We start from the raw sequence: 23,232 nt of genomic DNA, 5'->3' as shown, positions 1-23,232 counted from the left end.
TCGAACGCGGCGCGGGAGGCGACGGCCATGTCCTTGGTCTTCATGAACCCCAACGCCCCCGCCAGGCCCGGGCGGCGGATCTCCCGACCGAGGTACATGTTCTGCACCGGGTCCAGGTGCGGGGCGAGGGCGAGGTCCTGGTACACCGTCTCGATACCGAGGGCGGAGGCGACCTGCGGGTTGGACATCTCGATCGGTTTGCCGTCGAAGAGGATCTCGCCCTCATCGACCGCGAGGTTTCCCGACAGGGCCTTCACGAGGGTGGACTTGCCGGCGCCGTTGTCACCGATCAACGCGGTGACCTCTCCCGGGTAGACCTCGAAATCGACGTTGTTCAACGCCCGGACATGACCGAACTGGCGCGACAGACCCCGCGCTTGCAGCACGGGCACGGTCGTGGTGGTGCTCATGAAGCAGCTCCTTCGTGGTGGCCGAGGCCCCCGGCGGGGACCTCGGAGACGGTGATGACCAGATCAGCGCGATGGCGTCCGCGCTCGACGACGGCGGCATTGGCCTCGTCGACATCGCGAACCCACGCGACGGCCTCGTCGTGGGGATGGTCGTGGGAGAGGCGGCGCGTGACGAGCCGCTCGCGGCGCTCGGTGGCGTCGACGTCGAGGAACCAGACCTCGTCGAGACGGGAGGCCACGGCTTCCCATCCGAACCGGTCGTGCAGCAGGTAGTTGCCCTCCGTGATGACGAGGGGCACCTCGGCCGGTACGAGCACGGCCGAACCGATCGACTCCTCCAGACTGCGGTCGAAGCGAGGCGCGTAGACGGTGCGGCCGGCGCGGATGCGGTCGAGGAGGGCGACGTATCCTTCGACATCGAACGTGTCGGGTGCGCCCTTGCGCTCGCGTCGACCGAGGCGCACGAGCTCTTCGTTGGCGAGGTGGAAGCCGTCCATGCCGACGAGGATCGCGTCGTCGCCGAGGGCGGCGAGCAGCGCGTCGCTGACGGTGGACTTGCCCGCTCCGGGGGTGCCGGCGATACCCAGCACGCGACGCTCGCCGGTGGCGGCGAGGGCGCGGGCACGGTCGACGAGGTCGGCGATGCGCACGGTCGCGGCGGCCGGGGTCGCGGCGGTCTCCGAGGGGTGGGTCACGGCTGTGTGGGTCCTTCCGGGCGGCGTCGCACATCGGGAGTGCTGCGTCGGCGAAGCGGTTTCCGGTGGGGTTCACCGGTCGAACTCCGGTTACGGTACGGCCACCATGTCACCGGTGTCAACACCCGTGATCAATTCGTCATGACACCGAAGTCATCCGCGTGATTCTGTGGTTATAGTGGGCCGCGACGACACCGCCGTCGTCCTCGCCTCCAGGACCCGCGAAAGAGCCCACCCATGACCGAATTCACCGACCGCACCATCCTCGTCACCGGCGCCGGTGGCGGCATCGGCGGGGCGACCGTGCGCCACCTCGTCGCCGCCGGAGCGACCGTGCTCGCCGCCGGACGCACCGCCGACAGCGTCGCCGCGATCGCCGAAGAGACCGGCGCCGAGCCCGTCGTCTTCGACCTCGAATCCGAGGACGAGATCCGCTCCGCGATCGAGGGCCGCGATCTGTACGGCGTCGTCAACTGCGGAGGCTGGGGCGGCGAGATCGCGACCCCCATGGACACCGACATCGACGTGTTCGACAAGGTCATGAGCATCAACGCCCGCGGCTCGCTCCTGGTCACGAAGTACGCCTCGCGCGAGATGATCCGCGTCGGCAAGGGCGGCGCGATCGTCAACGTCTCGAGCCAGGCGAGCCTCGTCGCCCTCACCGGCCACATCTCGTACGGGTCCTCCAAGGCGGCGCTCGACAACATCACGCGCGTCTCCGCCCTCGAGCTCGGCGGCCACGGCATCCGCGTCAACAGCGTCAACCCGACGGTCGTCATGACGCCTATGTCGGCCTGGTACTGGGGTCGGCCCGACATCGAGGGCCCTTTCCTCGAGGCCATGCCCCTGCACAAGTGGGCGACCGAGGACGACATCGCCGCCCCCATCGTCTTCCTCCTCAGCGACGGCGCCGGCATGATCTCGGGCGTCTCGCTCCCCATCGACGGCGGTTACTCGAGCCGCTGATCCCGGATGCCGCGGAGCGGCGTCGCGGTGGGCGGCGCCGTTTCGCGGTCGTGGGGTGATGCGTATCCTCGGTGATCCGCGCAAGGTCGGTGACTTTCGGCGCCGGACGGCTGACGTTGTGCGAATCGCTGACTTCGTGACGCGGTGCCGTTTCACGGCCGTGGCGACGGGCGTATCCTCGGTGATCCGCGCAAGGTCGGTGACTTTCGGCGCCGGACGGCTGACGTTGTGCGAATCGCTGACTTTGTGCGCCAGGTACCCGCGCAGCCTGTGGTGCCACCGCCGATCCCCGGGCGACCCTGAGCCTCTGGCCGGCCGTCACGGCGACCGCGACCACTGCCCGACCGGAGCGGCACCCGCAACCGTTACCGCAATCACGACCACGGCCCGATCGCGACCGCGGCCCGATCGGAACGGCGACCGCGGCCCGGCCCGATCGGAACGGCGACCGCGGCCAGCGCCTCCGCTCCCGGTGACGTCGCGGCCCGCACCGCGGGCGAGCGGGCTAGAGGCCCACTGTCCGCCGCAGGAAGTCGTTGCGGAAGACGCCGCGGGGGTCGACCTCACGCGCGGCGGCGAGGAAGTCATCGACCCGGGTCAGGCTCGCCCGCACGGATTCGCCGGGCAGGGTGAACGCCTTGCCCCAGTGCGGCCGCGCGTCGAACGGGGCCAGCGCCTCCTCGATGCTCGGCAGAACCGCGAGCACTCCCGCTGTGTCGTTGCGCCACGTGAAGTGGATGGCGAGCACGTCGCGCCGGTAGGCGGGGCTCAGCCACAGCTCGTCGGCGGCGACGGTGCGCAGTTCCGTGACGAGGAGCTGCGCCTCGAACGCCGGGGCGATGGCTTTCACCGCGGCGAGGGCCTCGCGCGCCGACGCCAGCGGGACGAAGTACTCGGTCTGGATCTCGTCGCCGTCGCTGGGGAGAGCGTCGGCGCGGAAGTGCGGCAGCCGCGTGTGCCAGGGTCCGGCCGTGCCCCTCGGAGTGGTGTTGTCGACGGTGCGGATGCGACCGAGGTGGATGTCGTCGCCGACGGGACGCCCGCCCAGCTCCTCGACCCAGTCGGGAGTGCCGTCGTCGCTCTTCGCCCACACCAGGTCGTGCGCGGGGTCGCCCCAGGTGGTGAAGACGCTGACGCTGCGCGACCCCCCGAGCACCCGTTCGGGGTCACCCGCGATGTCGGCCCACGCGACGCCCGTATAGGCCTGCTGGGTGATGTCGTAGGTCGGTTCGGTTTGCAGCTCGACGGCGGTGACGACGCCGAGGGCGCCGAGGCTGAGGGCGGCGGCGCCGAACCGGTCGTGCGTCTGGTCGATGCGGTGCATGCGGCCGTCGGCATCCATGATCTCGACGGCGCGGATCGCGCTCGACAGGTTGCCGTTTCGCACCCCCGAGCCGTGCGTGCCGGTGGCGGTGGCGCCCGCGACCGAGATGTGGGGGAGCGAGCCCAGGTTGTGCAGGGCGCGACCCTCGGCCTCGATCACGGGCGCGAGCTGAGCGAAGGTGACGAGCCCCTCCACCCGGACGCGACCGTCGACCACCTCGACGTGCGTCGGTAGGCGTTCGAGCGAGACGAGCGCCGCGTCGGTGTCGGCGATGTCGTTGAACGTGTGGCGGGTCGCCTGCACGCGCAGGGAGCGGGCGGATGCCACGACCTCGGCGAGCTCGTCGAGGTCGCCCGGAAGGAGCACCTCGGTGGCGCGGTAACGGTGGTTGCCTGACCACGTGGCTCCGGCATCGCGTCTCTGGATCACGCCTCCCATCCTGCACCGCCCCACCGACATCGGGGTCCGACGCAACCGATCGCCCCGGGCCGCCGGGCGCGCGGGGTCAGCGCGCGGGGAAGAGGGCGATCTCGAAGACCGCCTCGGCCGCTCCGACGAGCAGACGGTCCTCGCCGAGCTCGGCGACGGCCACCCGCAGGCCCTCGGCGCAGGCGGGGACCGTCTGCGCCCGCACGGCTCGGGCCAGGGCGTCGAGATCGAGGTCGGCGAGGGCGGCGAGGAATCCGCCCAGCACGATCACCGCCGGGTTCATGACGTTCGCGGCGTTGGCGAGGGCGGTGGCGAGGATGCGTCGCTGACGTCCGATCTCGGCGCGCACCGCGGCGTCGGTGCTGTCGGCGAGCGCGGCGGCCAGAGAGGTGTCGTCCGCCGCGTCACTGCCCACGACCTCGAGGAGGCGCCCCCTGCTCACCTCGTCCTCGAGGACGCCGTCGACCGCTCGGCGATCGCGCGGATCGACGATGCCGGGACGGTTCTGGCCGAACTCCCCGGCGTAGCCGCCCGCGCCGCTGAGCGGCATCCCGCCGACGATGACGGCTCCGCCGATACCGCTCGCGCCGCCGTTGAGGTAGACCACGTCGTGCGCGCCGCGTGCGGCGCCGAACAGGTGCTCGGCCACCGCTCCCAGGGCGGCGTCGTTGGCCACGTGTGTCGTAAGGCCCGTGGCATCCGTCATCAGCTCGGCCAGAGCGGCGTCCTTCCAGCCGAGGTGCGGGGCCTCCCGCACGAGACCGTCGGCCGAGCGCACGGGACCGGGAACCGCGACACCCGCACCTACCAGGCGGGCCGCGGACAGGGGCCCCCGTCGCCACTCCCGCACCCGGCTGCCGACGAGCTCGGCGGTACGTTCCGGAGTGAGCAGCGCGGTCTGGGGCAGACGTTCGCGCGCGAGGATCGAGCCGTCGAGCGCCACCGCGCCGATGTCGAGCGCGTCGACTTCGGGGTTGACCGCGACGGCGACGACCCGCGGGTCGGGCACGACGAGGGGGGAGGGGCGGCCGACGCGCCCCTGGGCCTCGGACGCGCGTTCGATCACGAGGCCCGCGCGCTGCAGTTCGCCCACGAGATCCGCGATCGTGGAGCGGTTGAGTCCCGTCGCCTCGGTGAGCGCCGCGCGGGAGCGCGGACCCTCGCGGTGGACGGTGCGCAGCACGAGCGAGAGGTTGGCGCGGCGCATGCCGTCGCCCCGACTCCCCACGGTGACCATCCGACCACTGTGCCATGAGCCGTACGATTCCCACCCCGACCACAACCGGGCGGTGCCAGGATCGGAAGATGGACCTCTCCGGCATCCCGATCACGACCATCCGCGGCGAAGAAACCACCTTCGGCGACCTGACCGCCGGTAAGGCGGCGCTCGTGGTCAACGTCGCCTCGCGCTGCGGCCTCGCGCCCCAGTACGAGGCCCTCGAGGCGCTGCACAAGAAGTACGCCGACCGCGGGTTCACCGTGATCGGCTTTCCGAGCAACCAGTTCCTGCAGGAGCTCAGCGACGAGGACAAGATAGCCGAGTACTGCTCCGCGACGTGGGGCGTGACGTTCCCGATGTCGGAGAAGGTCAAGATCAACGGGCGCAGCGCCCACCCGCTGTACAAGGAGCTCACGACGACCCCGGATGCCGAGGGCAAGACCGGTCGCATCTCGTGGAACTTCGAGAAGTTCGTCGTGGCCCCCGACGGCAAGGTGACGCGTTTCAGCCCCCGCACGCTCCCCGACGCGCCCGAGGTCGTCGCCGCGATCGAGGACGCCCTCCCGCGCTGACGCGGGGCGCCGTCCTGTGGGGCCTGACGCCGCGCGTGCGGCCCTCATGCCGCGCCCACGGCGTGCCGTCGCGCGGACGGGCGAAGCGGCGGGCCGCGGACACGCGTGAGGGTGCACGGCCTGCCCTATCCTGACCGGGACCCGACCTGTGAAGGAGCCGCCATGGCTGACGCCGTCGTCCTCGTCTCCGGGGGAGCCGCCGTGACCCCGTACACCGACCCGCAGCACGCGGCCGCCTCCGGCCTCGCGGCGGGCAACACGATGACCGCCCTGCGCGCGCCCCTGCTCGATCGCGGCATCCGGGTCTTCACCGCTCCCGCCCGCATCGGTCCGGGAGAGGTGCGGGAGGATGCCGGGTGGCAGGGCTTCTCCGACGTCCCCGTCGTGCTGCCGGCCGAGGTGACGATCAACGCCGTGGGCCGCGTCGACGACGCCGGGGTCGCGCTCGCCGGGTTCCTGCGACGGCTCGCCGCTGAGGAGGGCGTCGGGAGCGTCGCCCTCGTCGGTCACTCGATGGGCGGGTTGTTCTCGCGCGCCGCGATCCGCGAGCTCGGCGGCGCGGGTCCGCGCATCGAGCGCCTCGTGACCCTCGGCACCCCGTGGGACGGCTCGGTGCTGGGCGACCTGCTCGACGACGAGATCTCGGAGGACGACGCGCACGGCGACCCCGCCACGCTGCAGATCTTCGCCGAGGCGCGCCCGTACGCCGACGCGAACTCCCAGGGGGCGGCGGACGAGGTGTCGCGCCGGTTCCTGCGCGAGTGGAACGACGCCCAGGCGGGGGTGCTCGACGGCATCCCGGTGACCGCGATCGGCGCCGGATACTTCGCCGCGGCGACCGCGCCGGTGCAGCTGTGGCCGCACGACGGCCTCGTGTCGATGACCAGCGGTCGCGCCGACGAGGTGCCCTCCGCGGTGCTGCCCGACGTCGAGCGTCACTCGTTCGCCGACCACGTGCACAGCATCTTCTTCGCCGAGGCGTTCGGGCTGCCGTGGGAGCGCGCGCTGACGTGGGACCCCGCGGTGTTCGCCGTGGTCGACGACGCGCTCGGACGCTGACGAGGGGTCTGGACGTGGCGGCATCCGGGGTATATGTTGTGAGCACCAACAAACCCGCCGTGCGTCACCGCGCACTCGCGCGTCCATGCGAAGGAGCAGGAATGCCCACCCCCACCCGCGATGACAAGTTCTCGTTCGGACTCTGGACCGTCGGCTACAACGGCACCGACCCCTTCGGCGGCCCGACCCGCGAGCCCCTCGACGTCGTGCACGTCGTCGAGAAGCTCGCCGAGCTCGGCGCCTACGGCCTGACCTTCCACGACGACGACCTCTTCGCCTTCGGCTCGACCGACGCCGAACGCCAGACGCAGATCGACCGCCTCAAGGGCGCGATGAGCGACACCGGCATCATCACGCCGATGGTCACCACGAACCTGTTCTCGGCCCCCGTCTTCAAGGACGGCGGCTTCACCTCGAACGACCGTCAGGTGCGTCGTTTCGCGCTGCGCAAGGTGCTGCGCAACCTCGATCTCGCCGCCGAGCTCGGCGCGCAGACGTTCGTCATGTGGGGTGGCCGCGAGGGCGCCGAGTACGACTCCGCGAAGGACATCCGCCAGGCGCTCGAGCGCTACCGCGAGGCCGTCAACCTCCTCGGCGACTACGTCACCGACAAGGGCTACGACATCCGCTTCGCGATCGAGCCGAAGCCCAACGAGCCCCGCGGCGACATCCTGCTGCCCACCCTCGGCCACGCGATCGCCTTCATCGACTCGCTCGAGCGTCCCGAACTCGTGGGCCTGAACCCCGAGGTCGGCCACGAGCAGATGGCGGGCCTGAACTTCGCCGCGGGCATCGCCCAGGCGCTGTACCACGGCAAGCTCTTCCACATCGACCTCAACGGCCAGCGCGGCATCAAGTACGACCAGGACCTCGTGTTCGGCCACGGCGATCTGCACAACGCCTTCGCGCTCGTCGACCTGCTCGAGAACGGCGGCCCCGGCGGGGTCCCCGCCTACGACGGTCCGCGTCACTTCGACTACAAGCCCTCGCGCACCGAGGACGAGTCGGGCGTCTGGGACTCGGTCTCGGCCAACATGAACACCTACCTGCTGCTCAAGGAGCGCGCCGCGGCCTTCCGCGCCGACCCCGAGGTGCAGGAGGCCCTCGAGGCCGCGAAGGTCGCCGAGCTCGCACAGCCGACGCTGAACGAGGGCGAGACCTACGACGACTTCCTCGCCGACCGCTCGGCCTACGAGGACTTCGACACCGACGCGTACCTCGGCGGCAAGGGCTTCGGCTTCGTCCGTCTGCAGCAGCTCGCCACCGAGCACCTGCTCGGCGCGCGCTGAGTCGTCCCGGGCCNGGCATCCGGGCCCGTCCGGGACGAGGCCGCGCTGCTCTCCCCGCTTCCTGCGCGTCGAGTGTCCAGAACACCCCGAGGGGTCCCCGCACCTTCGGGTGCTGAATCACCACTGACAGACCGCGCCGAGGGCGGTGCGGCGGAGAGAAGGGCAGAGCATGGCGCTCGTCATGGGAGTCGATTCGTCGACGCAGTCGTGCAAGGTCGTCGTCGTCGACGCAGAGACCGGACGGGTGGTGCGCGAGGGGCGTGCGACGCATCCCGCCGGCACCTCGGTCGACCCCGAGGCATGGTGGCGCGCGCTGCAGGATGCCATCGCCCGGGCCGGAGGCCTCGACGACGTGGCCGCGGTCTCGATCGCGGGACAACAGCACGGCATGGTCGTGCTGGATGCCGAGGGCGTCGTCATCCGTGACGCCCTGCTGTGGAACGACACCCGCTCCGCTCAGGCCGCGCGCGACCTGATCGACGAGGTCGGCGCCGAAACCTACGCCGAGCGCACCGGGGCGGTGCCCGTGGCCTCGTTCACCGGCACCAAGCTCCGCTGGTTGCGGGATGCCGAACCCGACAACGCAGCTCGCGTCGCCGCCGTCGCGCTGCCGCATGACTGGCTCACATGGCGCCTCCGCGGATTCGGTCCCGGCAGCGCGGTGCTCGAGGAGCTCGTCACCGACCGTTCCGATGCGTCGGGCACCGCCTACTGGGGCGCCGACGGTTACGACCTCGACCTGTTCCGCCGCGCGCTCGGGCATGACGCGGTGCTGCCGCGCGTCCTCGGGCCGTGGGAGAGCGCGGGGACGCTCCCCGGCGGCGCCCTCGTCGGCCCCGGCGCGGGCGACAACGCCGGTGCCGCTCTGGGACTCGGCGCCGGGGTGGGCGATGTGGTCGTCTCGCTCGGCACCTCCGGCACGGTCTTCGCCGTCGCCGACGCGCCCACGCGCGACACCAGCGGCACGGTCGCCGGGTTCGCGGACGCGACCGGGAAGTTCCTGCCGCTGGTCGCGACCCTCAACGCCGCCCGCGTGCTCGACGCCGTCGCCGGACTGCTCGGCGTCTCGCACGACGAGCTCGGCGCCCTCGCCCTCGAGGCCGAACCCGGCGCGGGAGGCATCGTGCTCGTGCCCTGGTTCGAGGGGGAGCGCACCCCCAACCTCCCGCATGCGCAGGCGTCGCTGACCGGGCTGACCCTGGCATCCACGAACCGTCCGAATCTCGCGCGTGCCGCGATCGAGGGGATGCTGAGCGGCCTGGCCGTCGGGCTCGACGCGATCCGCAGGCAGGGTGTCGACGTGCGACGCATCCTGCTCATCGGTGGCGCTGCCGCCAACGACGGAGTGGCGCGCATCGCCGCGCAGGTCTTCGACGCCGAGATCGTCGTACCGGCCGCGGGCGAATGCGTCGCCCTCGGGGCGGCCCGGCAGGCGGCGGGCGTTCTCGCGGGAGGCCCCGTCGAGTGGACGGTCGCGACCACCCGGGCGGTCGAGCCCGACCATCGCCCCGCCATTCGAGAGCGCTACGACGTCGTCGCCGCGTTGCGTGCGGCAGAGTAGACGTGGGGCCGTCGGCATCTTGTAAGGGGGATGCCGACGGTCTCAGCTCGTGGCCGGGGAGACGACGCCGCTGTCGCGCCCCGAGCCGGAAAACGACACGCCCGGTACGAAGAGCGAGTTCGTTCGGCGTTCCTCCCCATGGACCCGTTGTGCGTCTCGACCGTTAGCGGTAACTTCGGCCTTCAGTTAGCGCTCACAGCATCCCCCCGCCCCGCGAGTGCTCTGCTCCGCGGGGAGCGTTTTCTTTCCGGCAAAGGAGCCGCGATATGAAGATCCGTCTCGCCCCGATCACGCTCGCGACCTGGCCGCGACGCCTCGCGACGAAGCGCCGGTGACCGTGCTGATGGGAAACGTCGCCACGACAGGGGCGGCGGTCGCCGGCGGCGACATCTCCTCCCACTCCCGCACGATGTCTCTCGCCGCACCGTCGGACCGTGAGGGTTCCTTCCTCGCCGGGACCGTCGTCGACAGTGCCCCGGTCGCGACCCCGACCCGCACGCCACGCACGGCGCGGCACCGCTGACGAGCGGCCATCCGCCGCTCCCCACGACGTCGCCCGGGGTCGGGCTTCTCCGGCCCCGACGCGACCCACGACTCTTCGGAGTCGACGAACTCCCCACACCATCGAAGGAGAGAGAACGTGCAACGAACACAGACGCGACGCACCCCGTTCCGGGTGCTCGCACTGGCTGCAGCCGGGGTGCTGCTGGCAGCCGGCTTCGCCGCCACCACCCCCGCCAATGCGGCACAGGAAGAACTGATCATCAACGGCGGCTTCGAGGACGGCACAGCGTCGTGGTTCTCGAACAACGGCAACGCCGCCGACGGAGCCGCCCTGGCATCCACCACCGACGCCTTCTCGGGATCGCAGGCGATCCGCGCGACGGAGCGCAAGACGACCGGCTCGGGCCCGATGCAGGACCTCTCCGGCAAGCTGCAGGCGGGCCAGACGTATACGGTCAAGGCCCGGGTGAAGTACGACAACCCCGCCAGCCCCGCGACGAAGCAGTTCTTCGTCACGATGCACTACGGCGGCGGCACGTACACCAACCTCGGCAGCGCCACTCCGGCGCGGGGCGAGTGGGGCTACGTCAACTCCACCTTCACCATCCCCGCAACGCAGAGCGTCGCCACCACCCGCCTGTTCATCGAGACCCCATGGACGTCGGCCGAGAACGCGGCAGCCGCACCGGCGACGCACCTGCTCGACTTCACCGTCGACGACGTCTCGCTCGTCGGAGCGGCTCCGCCGGCTCCGCCGTCGAAGACCATCGAGGTCGTGGGCAAGCTCCCCGGTGAGCACAACCCCCTGATGGGGCACAAGTTCGGCGCCGACGGGTACGGCTTCGCGCACGACGGTCGCGTGTACATGTACATGACCAACGACACGCAGGGATATGCGCCCGACTCGAACACCGGCGTCTCGCCGCAGATCAACTACGGCGCGATCAACCAGATCACGCTGATCTCGTCGGACGACCTGGTGAACTGGGTCGACCACGGCGAGATCCAGGTGGCGGGTCCGAACGGCATCGCCCCCTTCACGGGCAACTCGTGGGCTCCCGGCATCGAGAGCAAGGTCGTCGACGGCAAGGAGAAGTTCTTCCTCTACTACGCCAACGGAGGCGGCTCCAGCAACGTCGTGACCGGAGACTCCCCGCTGGGTCCGTGGACGAGCGAGCGTACGAGCACGCTCATCAACAGCAGCACCCCGGGCGCCCAGGGCGTGAACTGGCTGTTCGACCCGGCGCCGCTGGTGGACGACGACGGCAAGCAGTACCTCTTCTTCGGCGGAGGTCCGGCCTCGACCAGCTTCCCGGCCGAGGAGCGCTTCAACAACCCGAAGAACATCCGCGTCATCGAACTCGGCGACGACATGATCTCGACCACGGGCACGGCGGCCGTCGTCGACGCCCCGGTCGCGTTCGAAGCGGCCCAGGTGTTCAAGCGCGGCGAGAAGTACTACCTGTCGTACTCATCGCACTTCGGCGGCAACGACTTCGGCGGCAACCAGCCCCGCGTGCCCGGGTACCCGGGCGGTGGCGAGATCGGCTACATGATCTCGGACGATCCGATGTCGTGGCCCAAAGAGGCCTACGCCGGCGTGATGTTCCCCAACCAGTCGCAGTTCTTCGGAGCGGGCACCGGTGGTAACAACCACCAGTCGGCGTTCGAGTACGAGGGCAAGTACTACTTCTCGTACCACGCGCCCACGCTGAACAAGCGCATCAACGGCAACACCACCCAGGGGTACCGCAGCGCTCACCTGCAGGAGCTGACCTTCAAGGACGACGGCACCGTCAACCAGGTCGTCGGCGACTACGCAGGCGTCGAACAGGTGCGCGACTTCTCCCCGTTCCGCACGTTCGAAGCCGAGACCCTCGGCTGGACCAAGGGCATCGCGACCGCGAAGATCGACGGCGGATCGACCGAGTTCGGCGCCGCGGCCCCGAACCTCGTCGTGAAGGACATCGACAACGGTGACTGGACGGGGCTGTCGTCGGTGGCGTTCGGTGAGAACGGCGCCGCGAAGGTGACCGCGAAGGTCAAGCCGCTGCAGTCCGGCGGCAAGATCGACGTCCGTTCGGGCAGCGCCACGGGCCAGATCCTCGGAACCATCGACGTGACCGGCGCCGCTGGTCAGTGGACCGAGCTCTCGGCCGATCTGACGGGTGCCACCGGAACGCAAGACGTCTACTTCACGTTCAGCGGACCGGCCGGCGACCTGTTCGAGGTCGACACCTACGCGTTCACCGAGGCCGAGGCGGCTCCGTCGCTCGACGTCGCGGCGACGGCGTCGGTGCGGTGCATCGCCGGTAAGGCGTACGTCGCGGTGCAGCTGACGAACAACGACGAGACGGCCGTCGCGGCCGACCTGTCGTCGTCGTTCGGCACCACGTCGATCGCCTCGATCGCCGCGGGGAAGACGTCCTCGCACGTCTTCACCACCCGCCAGGCGAACCTGAGTGCCGGCACGGTCGCGGTCACCGCGACGGCGACGGTCGACGGACGACAGGTCCAGTCCCAGCTGGATGCCGCCTACCCGGCGCGTTCCTGCGGCTGAGCCCACCGCCTCTCGGTGCGGGTCCCACCCCCGCACCGAGAGGCGTTCCGCGTTCCCAGCGCATCCGCCGTCGGTGTGATTTCCTCCGCGTGGATGGCTCTTTCGACGTCGATCGCCCGCGGTGTCGGTACTCGAGTGCGTCTCGATGGACTCAGCGGGGGCGGAAGGACGTGAGTGCCTCGCGGTAGGAGGCGTCTTCGGCGCGGTCGCCCGCGGTGACCAGCAGGCCCTGCGGCGGGAGTGTTCGAACGTGGGTGCCCTCGCAGGCGAGGACGACGACCTTCACGAGCCCCCTGCCCCACGCCGACGCCAGTTCGGAGACGGCCCGCCGCTCGGGCTGTGCCTCGAGGCTCCGCGGGTGCGCCGAGCGAACCGCCTCGAACGAGCGCGCGTCCCAGGCCCGGTAGGACGGGTCGTCGAACACCTCGTCACCGAACTCGTCGCGCCATGACGGCCCGCTCAGGCGGTGGAGAAGAGTCTCGCGCTCGTCGGGCGGGGTGTCGCGGTGCATGAGGCGGTCCATCGCCTCCCGGTCGTGGAGGCGGCCGGCGTGGTCGACGACTTGCGACCAGAGGCCCGGCCAGGCCGTCGCCCAGTGGTCGCGTTCGGCATCGGTCAGGGGTCGGGACGCCGGCGCGGGGGTGTCGAGCAGCGGCGGCGGTGCATCACCGGTCACGTTCAGTGCGAACGCCTCACGCACCCACAACATCTCGTTCACGGTGGTCGGGCGGTCCTCGACCGTCATGGTCATATCGGGGGGCCAGGGGTCGCCGGGGATCGGATATGACGATTTCATCGCGCGTGGTCCTCGGACCGCGTCGACCGGCTCACGGGCGCCCCACGAGGATGGCGTCCCCGACCCGCTCAGTGGAAGTCGGGTCGGGACTCTGCGATGCCGTGGCGAAGCTCACGGTGGTGCCGTCGTTCAAAGTCCCCAGCAGGCCGCTCCGGCCGCAGAAGCCCGCCCAATCGCCCGCACCCGTGGCGTCAGCGATGATGCATTCCGACTCGTCCTCGAGCAGGGCCACCCAATAGCGTCCACCGACCGAGTCCTCGCCGACGTAGCGGATCGAGTCGGCCACGTACCCGTCGTCGGGGATGGCATCCGGCAGTACGTCCTGATCGGTCTGCGGTCGGTCGAAGATCGGGGGGCGTCCCGGACTGCCGAGGGCGACCGGTCCAGCCGCGCATCCCATGAGGACGGATGCCGTCACGGCGACGAGGGTGATCCCGACGGGGCGTCTCATCCGTCCACGCTAGGGCGATGCCGATGTGGCGGCAAGCACGCCCCGCCCTCAAATCCGGCCACCGATGAGAGGACGCCCTGCTGACGGCTGCAGGCTGGGCAGCGCTCGCGCCATCTTGCGGGGGCTCGCGAACTCTCGGCTCGCACGCGAACTAGCGCCCAAGTCTGCGGCGAGCGCTCTCTGTCCCGCGGAGGGGCCGACCGATCGATCAGCCGGTGGCATCCTTCATCGGACCCGTTAGCCACCGCTCGACCTCCCGCGGCGAACGCAGGCGCACGACCGGGAGGTCGGGGCGGAGGACCCGAATGCGTTCGCGATAGGTGTTGCGGGTCGAGACGGACCATCGGACGATGTGCTCCGGGTCGGTGAAGAACGTGTGCAGTGGCGGCTCGAGATTGCCGTTCCACAGCTGCTCTGCGCGGAGTCGCCGCCGCAGCGTCCGCGACACGACGCGCGGGAGGGTGACCCGCCAGAACGGCAGGTCGAGCCACACCAGCAGGTCGGCGCGTGCGGCCAGCAGGGGCCGCGCTGAGGAATACTGCCACTCGGTCACCCAGGTGTCCCGAGCGACGAGGGCGCGCACGTCATCGACGAATGCCGGCCGGGGCGTCCAGTCCGGGCCATGGAACAGCGCGTCGATCTCGGTGTGGGGGATGCCGGCGACCGCGGCGATCCGCCGCGCCAGCGTCGTCTTGCCCACTCCCGACACCCCCGCGACGGCGACTCGGCGGGGTCGCGCGGGGAGAGGATCCCTGGCGCTCAGCATCCGCCGATCGTAGACGCGTCCCGCCGAGCCGGGGAATACCTCTTCGACGTCCCTCGTTCCCCCGTATCCACCTCGACCCGATCGGGAGAACGCTCTTGACTGACTCCTCACACGCCCTCGTGGTCGGCGCGACCGGTATCGCCGGCGGCGCCCTCCTCGACCGTCTCTCCGACGACGGGTGGGCGGTGACGGCCCTGTCCCGGCGGCCCGGGGCGGAGCGACCCGGCGTCACCTGGCGATCCGCCGACCTGCGTTCGCCCGAGGCGTTGCACAGCGCCTTGCGCGGCATCCCGGTCACCCACGTGTTCTTCACCGCGTGGTCGCGGCAGGCCACCGAGGCCGAGAACATCGCCGTCAACGGCGGAATGGTGCGCGATCTGCTGGCGGCACTGGCAGACGCTCCGGTGCGCCACGTCGCGCTGATGACGGGGTTGAAGCATTACCTCGGGCCGTTCGAGGCCTACGGCCAGGGGGAGATGCCCGACACCCCGTTCCACGAGGACGAGCCTCGACTGGACGTCGACAACTTCTACTACGCCCAGGAGGACGAGCTCTTCGCGGCGGCCGAGCGCCAAGGCTTCACGTGGTCGGTCCACCGCTCGCACACGGTCTTGGGCCACGCGGTCGGCAACGCGATGAACATGGGCCTCACGATCGCGGTCGCCGCCGCGATCAGCCGTCACACGGGTCGGCCGTTCGTCTTCCCCGGGAGCGAGACGCAGTGGAACGGCCTCACCGATGTCACCGACGCCGACCTGCTCGCGAACCAGATGGTGTGGGCGAGCACTCACCCCGAGGGGGCCGACGAGGCGTTCAACACGGCGAACGGCGACGTCTTCCGCTGGCGGTGGATGTGGCCGCGCATCGCGGCCGACCTCGGGGTCGAGGCCGAGGGCTTCGACACCGCACCGCGACCGTTCGAGGAGCAGATGGCGGATGCGGCACCGGTGTGGGCGGAGATCGTCGCGCAGCACGGACTCATCGAGCCCGACATCACCCGCGTCGCCTCGTGGTGGCACACGGATGCCGATCTCGGGCGCGAGATCGAAGTGATGACGGACATGTCGAAGAGCCGCCTGGCGGGCTTCACCGAGCATCACCGCACGCGCGACTCGTTCACCCGCCTGTTCGAGCGCTACCGCGCCGCGCGTCTGATTCCCTGAGGCGGCCCCGCCTCGCGCCGTGGTGTCGGGTTCGGGGCGACATCCGCCGTTCGGGGCGGGGATCTCGCGCCCCACGCGGCGGATCGCGCCCCGAACCAGGGAACTCAGCGCTCGCGCGGTGCGTCCCCGCCGCTCACAGCCGCTGCCCCAGTGCCCACAGCCGATCCGCGCGACCCGAGATCGCCTCCGACAGGGCGAACGCCTGCGCGTCGGTGAGGGATGCCACGTAGTCGATGATCCCGCGGGAGCGGGCGAGCGTCTCGGCCTCGGCATCCGAGGGTCGGCGTTCGGCGGGGAGGGCGGTGTACTGCTCGTGGGCGAGCGCGATGAGCTCGCGCAGGCGTCGCGGGGTGCGGGCGCGATCGAGGTCGTCGTCGAGCCATTCGCCGAGCGCGCGCACCGAGCGGGCGAGGATCCGGCTCATGCCGCGCTGCTGGATCGCGAGGTCGGGGCGGCTCAGCACGAACCGCTTGTGCACGAATTTCAGCACCTCCACGTGGTGCCACGCCCACGGCGAGAGCACGACGGGACCGGCGCGCGGGGTGTCGAGCGGGCGCAACCGCGCCGATTCCTGGAACCGCCGGATCCACCGGTCGGTGAAGCCCGCGAGTCGGCGCTCGGCCGTGAGCGAGCCGTCGAAGGGGCGGGCGAGCAGGTCGGTGACCAACTCGGCATCCACGTCGCTGACGGCGGCGAGGAAGGCCTCGTCGTCGGCGATCCACGGGTCGTCGCGGCGCATCTTGCGGCGGAGGCGCTCCAGCCCTGCGCCGGGCGCGAGCTCGGCGCGCACCTCGGCGTCGTCGCGCGATCGCCACTCGAGCACGTCGTCGAGCCAGCCGCGGAACTCCGCCGCGATGGGCGCGTGGTCCAGGATGCCGGCGCGGTAGAAGTCGTCGACGTCGTGCACCGAGTACGCGATGTCGTCGGCGAGGTCCATCACGGCGCCCTCGATGTTCTGGCGCAACGGCTCGGCATCCACGCCCTGGCGGGCCTCGTCGAGGTCGGCGAGGTCGAGGTCGTACGCCGAATACTTGTGCACGCGGTACGCGCCGTCAGGAGAGCGACGGATGCCACGGGGCGCGCCGATCCGTTCGATCTCGGTCGCGTCGACCGACGGCGCCCACGGGTACTTCGCCGACGCCGCGCGTACCGCGGCGGTGAGGTTGAGCCCGCGCGGAGCGTTCTCGACCACGTCGAGCGCGGTGAGGATGCGGTAGGTCTGCGCGTTGCCCTCGAACCCGTCGTCGAGGCCCAGCTCTGTGCGGGCGAGACGGTCGAGCGTCGATTCGCCGAGGTGTCCGAAGGGCGGGTGTCCGAGGTCGTGCGCGTAGGCCGCAGCCTCGACGACGGTGGCGTTGCACACGTCGCCGTCGCCGGCCCGGCGCGAGCGGGTGTTGAGCTGCAGGGCGACGACCCGCGCGATCGCGCTGACCTTGAGCGTGTGGGTCAGCCGGTTGTGCACGGGGGCGCCGCCGATCGACGGCGACACCACCTGCGTCACGGCCGACAGGCGCGAGAAGTAGGGCGAGAATTGGATGCGCTCGAGGTCGACCGACCAGGGGTCGGTCCGGGCGTCGTCGCGGTCGGGGAAGATGCGGGATGCCGGGTTGCCGACGACACCGTCGTGCGCGGGGGACGCCGCCTCGCCGTGGGCGTCCGCGGCGGGGGGAGCGGTCTCGTCGTGAGGTGTCATCGGGTCCTTCCGCGGCGGCGATGGCGTCGGTCAACGCTAACGCGGATGGGGCGGGCGGTCGCCGCGCGCTCCCGCTCCGCCCATGTCGCGCCGTGCATGCCCGCGTCGCGCCGTGCACGCCCGCACCGCGACGCCTCAGCCCCGCCGCACCTCCACGTCGACCACGCGCGCATCGTCCACGCTCAGCTCGTACACCGCGCCGGTGATCCGCAGCGGCAGAGCGGCATCCACCGACGCGCACGAGGACCCGAGCCGTAGTTCAACCTCGCCCGGCTCGACGACGCGACGCATCGCGCGATCGCTGTAGGCCAGACGCGACGCGGGCACGGTGAAACGCACCTCCGCGCTCTCGCCGGGCTCGAGCTCGACGCGCGCGTACGCCGCGAGCGCGGCGACGGGCCGCGTGACGCTCGCCACGGCCCGATACGCGTAGACCTGCACCACGTCGGCTCCGCGCACCGCTCCCGTGTTCGTCACGCGGGCGGTCACGGTGAACGCGTCGCCCGCGCGGACCTCGGCGACGGATGCCGATTCCCCGGCGCGCATCCCGTCCACCCGCAGCTCCGCGCGTTCGAACGTCGTGTACGACAGCCCGAAGCCGAACGGCCGCACGGGCGTCGGATCGGTGCTCGTCACACCCGAGGGCCCGCCGAGCAGCGGGTGCAGGTACGAGTACGGCTGCGACCCGGCGGAGCGGGGGAGCGAGACGGGCAGGCGGCCCGAGGGCGTGGCATCCCCCGCGATGAGGGATGCGAGCGCCGGCGCCCCCTCTTCGCCGGGGAAGAAGGCCTGCAGCACCGCCGCGGGGCCGTCGGCGGTGTCGAGCGCCCAGTCGAGGGCGTAGGGCCGGCCGGTCAGCAGTACGAGCACGACCGGGGTGCCGGTGGCCATGACGGCCTCGACGAGCTCGCGCTGCACGCCGGGCAGATCGAGGGTGTCGGCGTCGTTGCCCTCGCCGACGGTGCCGCGGCCGAAGAGCCCGGCGCGGTCGCCGACGACGACGATCGCGATCTCGGCCTCGCGGGCCGCCGCCACCGCGGCATCCATGTCGGAGGAATCCGCATCCTCCACCGCGCAGCCGACGGCGTACGACACGTCGCCGAACCGCGCCGTCAGGGCGTCGCGCACGGTCGGCAGCGACACTCCCAGCGGCACCCCCGGGTGGTGCGCGAGCACATGGTTGGCGAACGAGTAGCAGCCCATCAGCGCGTCGGTGCTGTCGGCGTTGGGTCCGATGACCGCGATCCGACGCCCCGGGGCGAGGGGCAGGACGCCGTCGTTGCGCAGCAGGACGACCGACTCCTCCGCGACGCGGCGGGCCAGCGACCGGTGCTCGGCGTCGTCGAGGTCGATCGTGGTCGGGGGCTGCGAGAAGTCGGCGTCGAGCAGCCCGAGCTCCTCCTTCTCGGCGAGCACGCGGGCGACGGCGCGATCGACCACGGACTCGGGGAGGGCTCCGGATGCCACCCGCTCGGCCAGGTGCGGATACGCGTCCGGGCCGGGCAGCTCCACGTCGATCCCCGCTTCCAGCGCGAGCTGCGCCGCCTCGCCGAGGGAGCCGGCGACGCCGTGCATCGAGCGCAGGAACTCCACGGCGAAGTAGTCGGAGACCACCGTGCCGTCGAAGCCCCAGCTGCGGCGGAGCAGGTCGGTGAGCAGCTCCGGGTCGGATGCCACGGGCACCCCGTCGATCTCGGTGTACGAGTTCATGACGCTGCGCACCCCGCCGTCGCGCACGGCCATCTCGAAGGGCGGGAGGAATACGTCCTGCAGCTCGCGCCGACCCACCGAGACGGGGGCGTGATTGCGCCCGGCACGCGAGGCGGAGTAGCCCACGAAGTGCTTGAGGGTCGCGTGGACGCCCGCCGCCTGCAGGCCGCGCACGTACGCGGTGCCGATCGTGCCGACGACGTAGGGGTCTTCGGCGATGCACTCGTCGACGCGTCCCCACCGCGCGTCGCGCACGACGTCGAGCACGGGAGCGAGTCCCTGGTGCACGCCGACCTCGCGCATGGAGCGGCCGATGGCGGAGGCCATGAGCTCCACGGCATCCGGATCGAACGATGCGCCCCAGGCGAGGGGGGTGGGGAAGGTCGCGGCCTTCCACGCCGCGAACCCGGTGAGGCACTCCTCGTGGACGAGGGCGGGAATGCCCAGGCGCGTCTCGGTCTGCAGGCGACGTTGCTCGCCCCATAGCCACTGCGCGCGCTCGACCGGGTCGACCGGCCGCGTGCCGTAGACGCGGGTGAGATGGCCGAGGCCGTGCACCGTGGCATCCGTGTAGGCGGTGGTGGTGACCTTCTCGCCCGAGAGGGGCGCGACGACCTCGTCGCCCTGATCGACCCAGTAGCCGACGAGCTGCGCCAGCTTCTCGTCGAGGGTCATCTCGGCGACCAGCGCCTGCACCCGGGGGGAGGCGCCGGTGGTGAGGGCAGCACCGACGGCGGTGTCGTTCATGGTCATGGTCGATCAGCCCTTCACGGCGCCGGTCAGGCCGCCGACGATGCGCCGCTCGAACACGCTGAAGAACAGCAGAGCGGGGATCATCGACAGCGAGGTGAATGCGAGCACGCGCGCGGTGTCGACGGAGTACTGCGAGGCGAAGGCCTGTGTACCCAGCGGCAGCGTGTACGCGGCTTCGTTGTTGAGGATGAACAGCGGCAGCATGTACGAGTTCCAGCTGTTGACGAAGGCCAGGATGCCGACCGTCACGACCGCGGGCACGGCGAGCGGCAGCACCATGCGCCAGAAGAACCCGAGGCGGCCGAGACCGTCGATGGATGCCGCTTCCTGCAGCTCCTGTGGGATGGCGGCCAGGAACGGCGACAGGATGATGATCGTCAGCGGCAGCGCGAAGGCGATCTGCGGCACGATGACGCCCGCCAACGAGTTCGTCAGTCCGATGTTGCGCACCAGGATGTACAGCGGCGTGATGGCGACGGTCATCGGGAACATCAGGCCCGCCGTGAACAGCGCGTACAGCGCGCCGCGTCCGCGGAACCGGTAGCGGGCCAGGGCGTACGCCGCCATCATCCCCAGCGCCACGACGAACAGGGTCGTCGCGACGGCGGCGATCGTGGAGTTGCCGACCTGGCCCCAGAAGACCCCGCTGGCGAGGACGTCGGCGTAGTTCTGCCAGTTCCACACGGTCGGCAAGCCCGCGGGGTCGACGGTGATCTCGGCGTTGGAGCGGAACCCGCCGAGGATGATGTAGACGACCGGCGCGAGCATCATGCCGATCAGCAGCAGGGCGACGAAGCCGACGGCCACGGACGAGCCGCGACTCGCCCCGGCAGGACGCCGGCGCGGCACCTTCGGCGCGATGAGGGTGGCGGTTGCGGTCATTTCGAGCCTCCCGTGAGGGCGCCGGCCGTGTCGCGGCGCAGCACGAAGCGTTGGTAGACGAGGGCGACGGCGAGCGAGATGAGGAACATGACCACGGCCACGGCGCTGCCGTAGCCGAAGCTGCCGGCGTTGCGACCGTTCGCGACCATGTACGTGGCCATCGTCGAGGTGCCGGCGGTCGAGGCGACGTACTGCCCCCAGATGATCCAGACGAGGTCGAACAGCTGCAGTGAGCCGATGATCGACAGGAACGCCCAGATGCGGATGGTCGGGCCCATGAGCGGCAGCACGATGTGCCGCTGGATCTGCCAGAAGGAGGCGCCGTCGATCGCGGCCGCTTCGCTGAGCTCCTCGGGGATTCCCTGGAGGCCGGCGAGGAAGAGGATGACGGCGAAGCCGATGTACTTCCACGTGATGATGATGAGCAGGGTCCAGATCGCCAACGCGGGGTCGGAGATCCAGTCGGCCCGGAGGGCGCCCAGCCCGATCTTCTCGAGCGCGCCGTTCAGCGCCCCGCCGGACTGCAGCATCAGACCCCAGCCGAGGCCGACGACGACCTCGGAGATGACGTAGGGCACGAAGATCAGCACGCGGATGAGCGACTGCGCCCGCATCTTGCGGTTCAGCAGGAGCGCCAGACCGAGCGCCAGGGGACCCTGCAGGACGAGCGAGCCGATGACGATGAAGGCGTTGTGGCCGAGCGCCTCGTGGAAGGCGGGGTCGGTGAGGATCGTGACGTAGTTGCGGATGCCGACGAAGTCGACGGGTGTGCCGAAGCCCGACCAGCTGTAGAAGCCGTAGTAGGCGGCGAGCACGACCGGCAGGATGACGAAGGACACGAAGACCACGAGGGCAGGCCCCAGCAGGATCGCGAGTTCGCCGCGGATACGCCAGTTCTCACGGCGCCGCCGCACGGGCGGCCGCCCGGCCGAAGCGACGCGAGCGGCGTCGTCCTCGACCGGGTGGCCCACCCCGGCCGTTGTCGCCTGGGAGGCGAGTTGACTGGTCATGTGCGGTGTCCTCAGGAGCGGGCGGCGGCCGCGTTGACGCCGTCGACGATGTCCTGCGGGCTTCCCTTGCCGGCGAACATGTCGACCACGGCGACGTTGAGCGCGTTGCCGATGTTCTGGCCGTAGAGGGTGTCCAGCCACACCGAGACGTAGGGCGCGTCGGTGTAGGCCTGCAACGCCGACTGCAGGGCGGGCGTGGTGACGGCACCGGTCGCCTCACTCGAGGCGGGGATCGTCTGGAAGGCGTCGGCGTAGCGCTCCTGGTTCTCCTGGTTGACCACGAAGTTCAAGAAGTCGGTGCACTGCGCCGGTGCGTTGACCCAGCACGAGTACCCGTCGACGCCGCCCATGATCGCGCCCTCCTCGCCGTCACCGCCGGGGACCTCGGGGAACGGGAACCAGCCGAGGTCGGCGAGCGGCTGCTCGTCGGGGGTGAGCGAGGCGATCACGCCGGGGTTCCACGCGCCCATCAGCTCCATCGCGGCCTGGTGGTTGGCGAGCAGGCCCGCCGACGAACCGGCTCCCTGCTGGGCGGCGGTGGTGAGGAAGCCCTCGTTGAACGGCTGCGTCGCGAGGAACGACTGCAGGTTCTCACCCGCGTCGAGCCAGCAGGGGTCGTCGAAGCTGCGCGTCTCGGCCGCAGAGTCCAGGACGTCCTTGGCGCACGCGCGCAAGGCGAAGTTGTAATACCAGTGCGCGGCGGGCCACGCGTCCTTGGCGCCGACGGCGATGGGGGCGACGCCGGTCGCACGGATCTTCGTGTTCGCCGCTTCGAGGTCGGAGATGGTCGCGGGAGCCACCGTGACATCGGCGGCGGTCAGCAGGTCCTGGGAGGTGAAGATCCCCGAGGGGAGCACGGCGACGGGCATGCCGTAGTTCTTGCCGTCGACCTCGAACGCGCCGAGCGAGGCGCCGAGCGTCGTCTTGGTCTCGGGTGAGATCTTGTCGGTGAGGTCCATGGCCTGACCGGCCTCGACCATGTCGGCGAGCTTGCCGCTGCCGCGTGCGAGGAAGATGTCGGGGGCGTCGCCGGAGTTCAGGGCGGTCTGCAGCTTGCCGTCCAACTCCTCGTTCTGCAGCGCCTGGATCTCGATCGTGACGCCGGGGTTCGCCTCTTCGAATGCGGCCGCGGTGTCTTCCCAGTACTGCTTGCCGTCGCCGGTGGTGGAGTTGTGCCAGAGCGTCAGAGTGACCGAGCCGTCGGCGTTCTGGCCGCTTCCGCCGCCGGCGCAGCCGGCGAGGGCGAGGGTGCCGGCGACGGCGAGGGCCGTTCCGGCGAGGATCGTGCGCGTTTTCATGTGATTCCCGTTTCTCTTCGTCGAGGTGCGTCCGCGGGGGAGCGTCGGTGGTCAGCGGCGGTGCCGTCTCGCGGGGTTGTGCCGTGTCCGCGGGTCTGAGCAGTGTGACCCGGCGCGAGAGG

At 70.9% G+C, this 23,232-nt stretch carries 20 protein-coding genes; 8 read left to right on the top strand and 12 right to left on the bottom strand.

The genetic code is table 11. The features are described from left to right. Window positions 1-410 (bottom strand): ATP-binding cassette domain-containing protein (locus tag ACTJJP_RS09200; protein ID WP_440774703.1); only part of this gene is annotated, 410 nt, incomplete at its 3' end. After that, window positions 407-1,105, bottom strand: coding sequence for a nucleoside/nucleotide kinase family protein (locus ACTJJP_RS09195; RefSeq protein WP_440774702.1), 699 nt, complete (start codon window positions 1,103-1,105; stop codon window positions 407-409). The genes ACTJJP_RS09195 and ACTJJP_RS09200, both read right to left, overlap by 4 nt. Before the next feature lie 237 nt (window positions 1,106-1,342). Between ACTJJP_RS09195 and ACTJJP_RS09190 the strand changes: the two genes are divergently transcribed. Beyond that, window positions 1,343-2,071, top strand: coding sequence for an SDR family oxidoreductase (locus ACTJJP_RS09190; RefSeq protein WP_440774701.1), 729 nt, complete (start codon window positions 1,343-1,345; stop codon window positions 2,069-2,071). A 505-nt stretch (window positions 2,072-2,576) separates the two neighbouring features. Here ACTJJP_RS09190 and ACTJJP_RS09185 read toward each other — a convergent pair. Next, window positions 2,577-3,824: a D-arabinono-1,4-lactone oxidase gene (locus ACTJJP_RS09185; RefSeq protein WP_440774700.1), complete on the bottom strand. Its 1,248-nt coding sequence runs from the start codon at window positions 3,822-3,824 to the stop codon at window positions 2,577-2,579. Between the two features lie 76 nt (window positions 3,825-3,900). Then, window positions 3,901-5,061, bottom strand: coding sequence for an ROK family transcriptional regulator (locus ACTJJP_RS09180; protein ID WP_440774699.1), 1,161 nt, complete (start codon window positions 5,059-5,061; stop codon window positions 3,901-3,903). A gap of 68 nt (window positions 5,062-5,129) precedes the next feature. On the opposite strand from ACTJJP_RS09180, the gene ACTJJP_RS09175 reads away from it, so the two are divergent. From ACTJJP_RS09175 to ACTJJP_RS09150, 6 genes are all read left to right on the top strand, one after another. Beyond that, window positions 5,130-5,615 carry a glutathione peroxidase gene (locus ACTJJP_RS09175; protein WP_440774698.1) on the top strand — a complete coding sequence of 162 codons (486 nt, stop codon included), beginning with the start codon at window positions 5,130-5,132 and terminating at the stop codon, window positions 5,613-5,615. Window positions 5,616-5,777: 162 nt separating this feature from the next. Further along, a complete protein-coding gene (locus tag ACTJJP_RS09170; RefSeq protein WP_440774697.1) occupies window positions 5,778-6,674 on the top strand; it encodes a lipase family alpha/beta hydrolase in 897 nt (298 codons plus the stop codon). Window positions 6,675-6,775: 101 nt separating this feature from the next. Next, window positions 6,776-7,963, top strand: a complete 1,188-nt coding sequence (xylA, locus tag ACTJJP_RS09165) for a xylose isomerase (protein ID WP_440774696.1) — start codon at window positions 6,776-6,778, stop codon at window positions 7,961-7,963. Between the two features lie 169 nt (window positions 7,964-8,132). After that, window positions 8,133-9,524, top strand: a complete 1,392-nt coding sequence (xylB, locus tag ACTJJP_RS09160; protein WP_440774695.1) for a xylulokinase — start codon at window positions 8,133-8,135, stop codon at window positions 9,522-9,524. Between the two features lie 331 nt (window positions 9,525-9,855). Next, window positions 9,856-10,047, top strand: coding sequence for a hypothetical protein (locus tag ACTJJP_RS09155; protein WP_440774694.1), 192 nt, complete (start codon window positions 9,856-9,858; stop codon window positions 10,045-10,047). Between the two features lie 117 nt (window positions 10,048-10,164). Further along, window positions 10,165-12,588 (top strand): family 43 glycosylhydrolase, encoded by a 2,424-nt coding sequence (locus tag ACTJJP_RS09150; RefSeq protein ID WP_440774693.1) that lies wholly within the window; start codon window positions 10,165-10,167, stop codon window positions 12,586-12,588. 151 nt (window positions 12,589-12,739) lie between these two features. On the opposite strand, the gene ACTJJP_RS09145 is transcribed toward ACTJJP_RS09150, so the two are convergent. From ACTJJP_RS09145 to ACTJJP_RS09135, 3 genes are all read right to left on the bottom strand, one after another. After that, a complete protein-coding gene (locus tag ACTJJP_RS09145; protein WP_440774692.1) occupies window positions 12,740-13,384 on the bottom strand; it encodes a hypothetical protein in 645 nt (214 codons plus the stop codon). A 31-nt stretch (window positions 13,385-13,415) separates the two neighbouring features. Beyond that, window positions 13,416-13,835, bottom strand: coding sequence for a hypothetical protein (locus ACTJJP_RS09140; RefSeq protein ID WP_440774691.1), 420 nt, complete (start codon window positions 13,833-13,835; stop codon window positions 13,416-13,418). A 208-nt stretch (window positions 13,836-14,043) separates the two neighbouring features. Further along, window positions 14,044-14,601 (bottom strand): AAA family ATPase, encoded by a 558-nt coding sequence (locus ACTJJP_RS09135; protein ID WP_440774690.1) that lies wholly within the window; start codon window positions 14,599-14,601, stop codon window positions 14,044-14,046. A 95-nt stretch (window positions 14,602-14,696) separates the two neighbouring features. On the opposite strand from ACTJJP_RS09135, the gene ACTJJP_RS09130 reads away from it, so the two are divergent. Further along, window positions 14,697-15,764: an SDR family oxidoreductase gene (locus tag ACTJJP_RS09130; protein WP_440774689.1), complete on the top strand. Its 1,068-nt coding sequence runs from the start codon at window positions 14,697-14,699 to the stop codon at window positions 15,762-15,764. A gap of 133 nt (window positions 15,765-15,897) precedes the next feature. On the opposite strand, the gene ACTJJP_RS09125 is transcribed toward ACTJJP_RS09130, so the two are convergent. The 5 genes from ACTJJP_RS09125 to ACTJJP_RS09105 all read right to left on the bottom strand — a co-directional run bounded on the left by ACTJJP_RS09125 (window position 15,898) and on the right by ACTJJP_RS09105 (window position 23,110). Further along, window positions 15,898-17,457, bottom strand: coding sequence for a deoxyguanosinetriphosphate triphosphohydrolase family protein (locus ACTJJP_RS09125; protein WP_440774688.1), 1,560 nt, complete (start codon window positions 17,455-17,457; stop codon window positions 15,898-15,900). A gap of 135 nt (window positions 17,458-17,592) precedes the next feature. Further along, complete coding sequence (locus ACTJJP_RS09120; RefSeq protein ID WP_440774687.1) at window positions 17,593-19,920, bottom strand: beta-glucosidase; 2,328 nt, start codon at window positions 19,918-19,920, stop codon at window positions 17,593-17,595. 6 nt (window positions 19,921-19,926) lie between these two features. After that, window positions 19,927-20,802, bottom strand: a complete 876-nt coding sequence (locus ACTJJP_RS09115) for a carbohydrate ABC transporter permease (RefSeq protein ID WP_440774686.1) — start codon at window positions 20,800-20,802, stop codon at window positions 19,927-19,929. After that, a complete protein-coding gene (locus ACTJJP_RS09110) occupies window positions 20,799-21,812 on the bottom strand; it encodes a carbohydrate ABC transporter permease (RefSeq protein WP_440774685.1) in 1,014 nt (337 codons plus the stop codon). Before ACTJJP_RS09110 ends, ACTJJP_RS09115 begins: the two co-directional genes overlap by 4 nt. 11 nt (window positions 21,813-21,823) lie before the next feature. Beyond that, a complete protein-coding gene (locus ACTJJP_RS09105) occupies window positions 21,824-23,110 on the bottom strand; it encodes an ABC transporter substrate-binding protein (RefSeq protein ID WP_440774684.1) in 1,287 nt (428 codons plus the stop codon). Window positions 23,111-23,232: the final 122 nt, after the last annotated feature.

The organism is Microbacterium sp. 22296 (assembly GCF_052045385.1).
Lineage (GTDB): Bacteria > Actinomycetota > Actinomycetes > Actinomycetales > Microbacteriaceae > Microbacterium.
The sequence above is the reverse complement of the archived record's forward strand: the minus strand, read 5'-3'. Positions and strand labels throughout refer to the sequence as shown.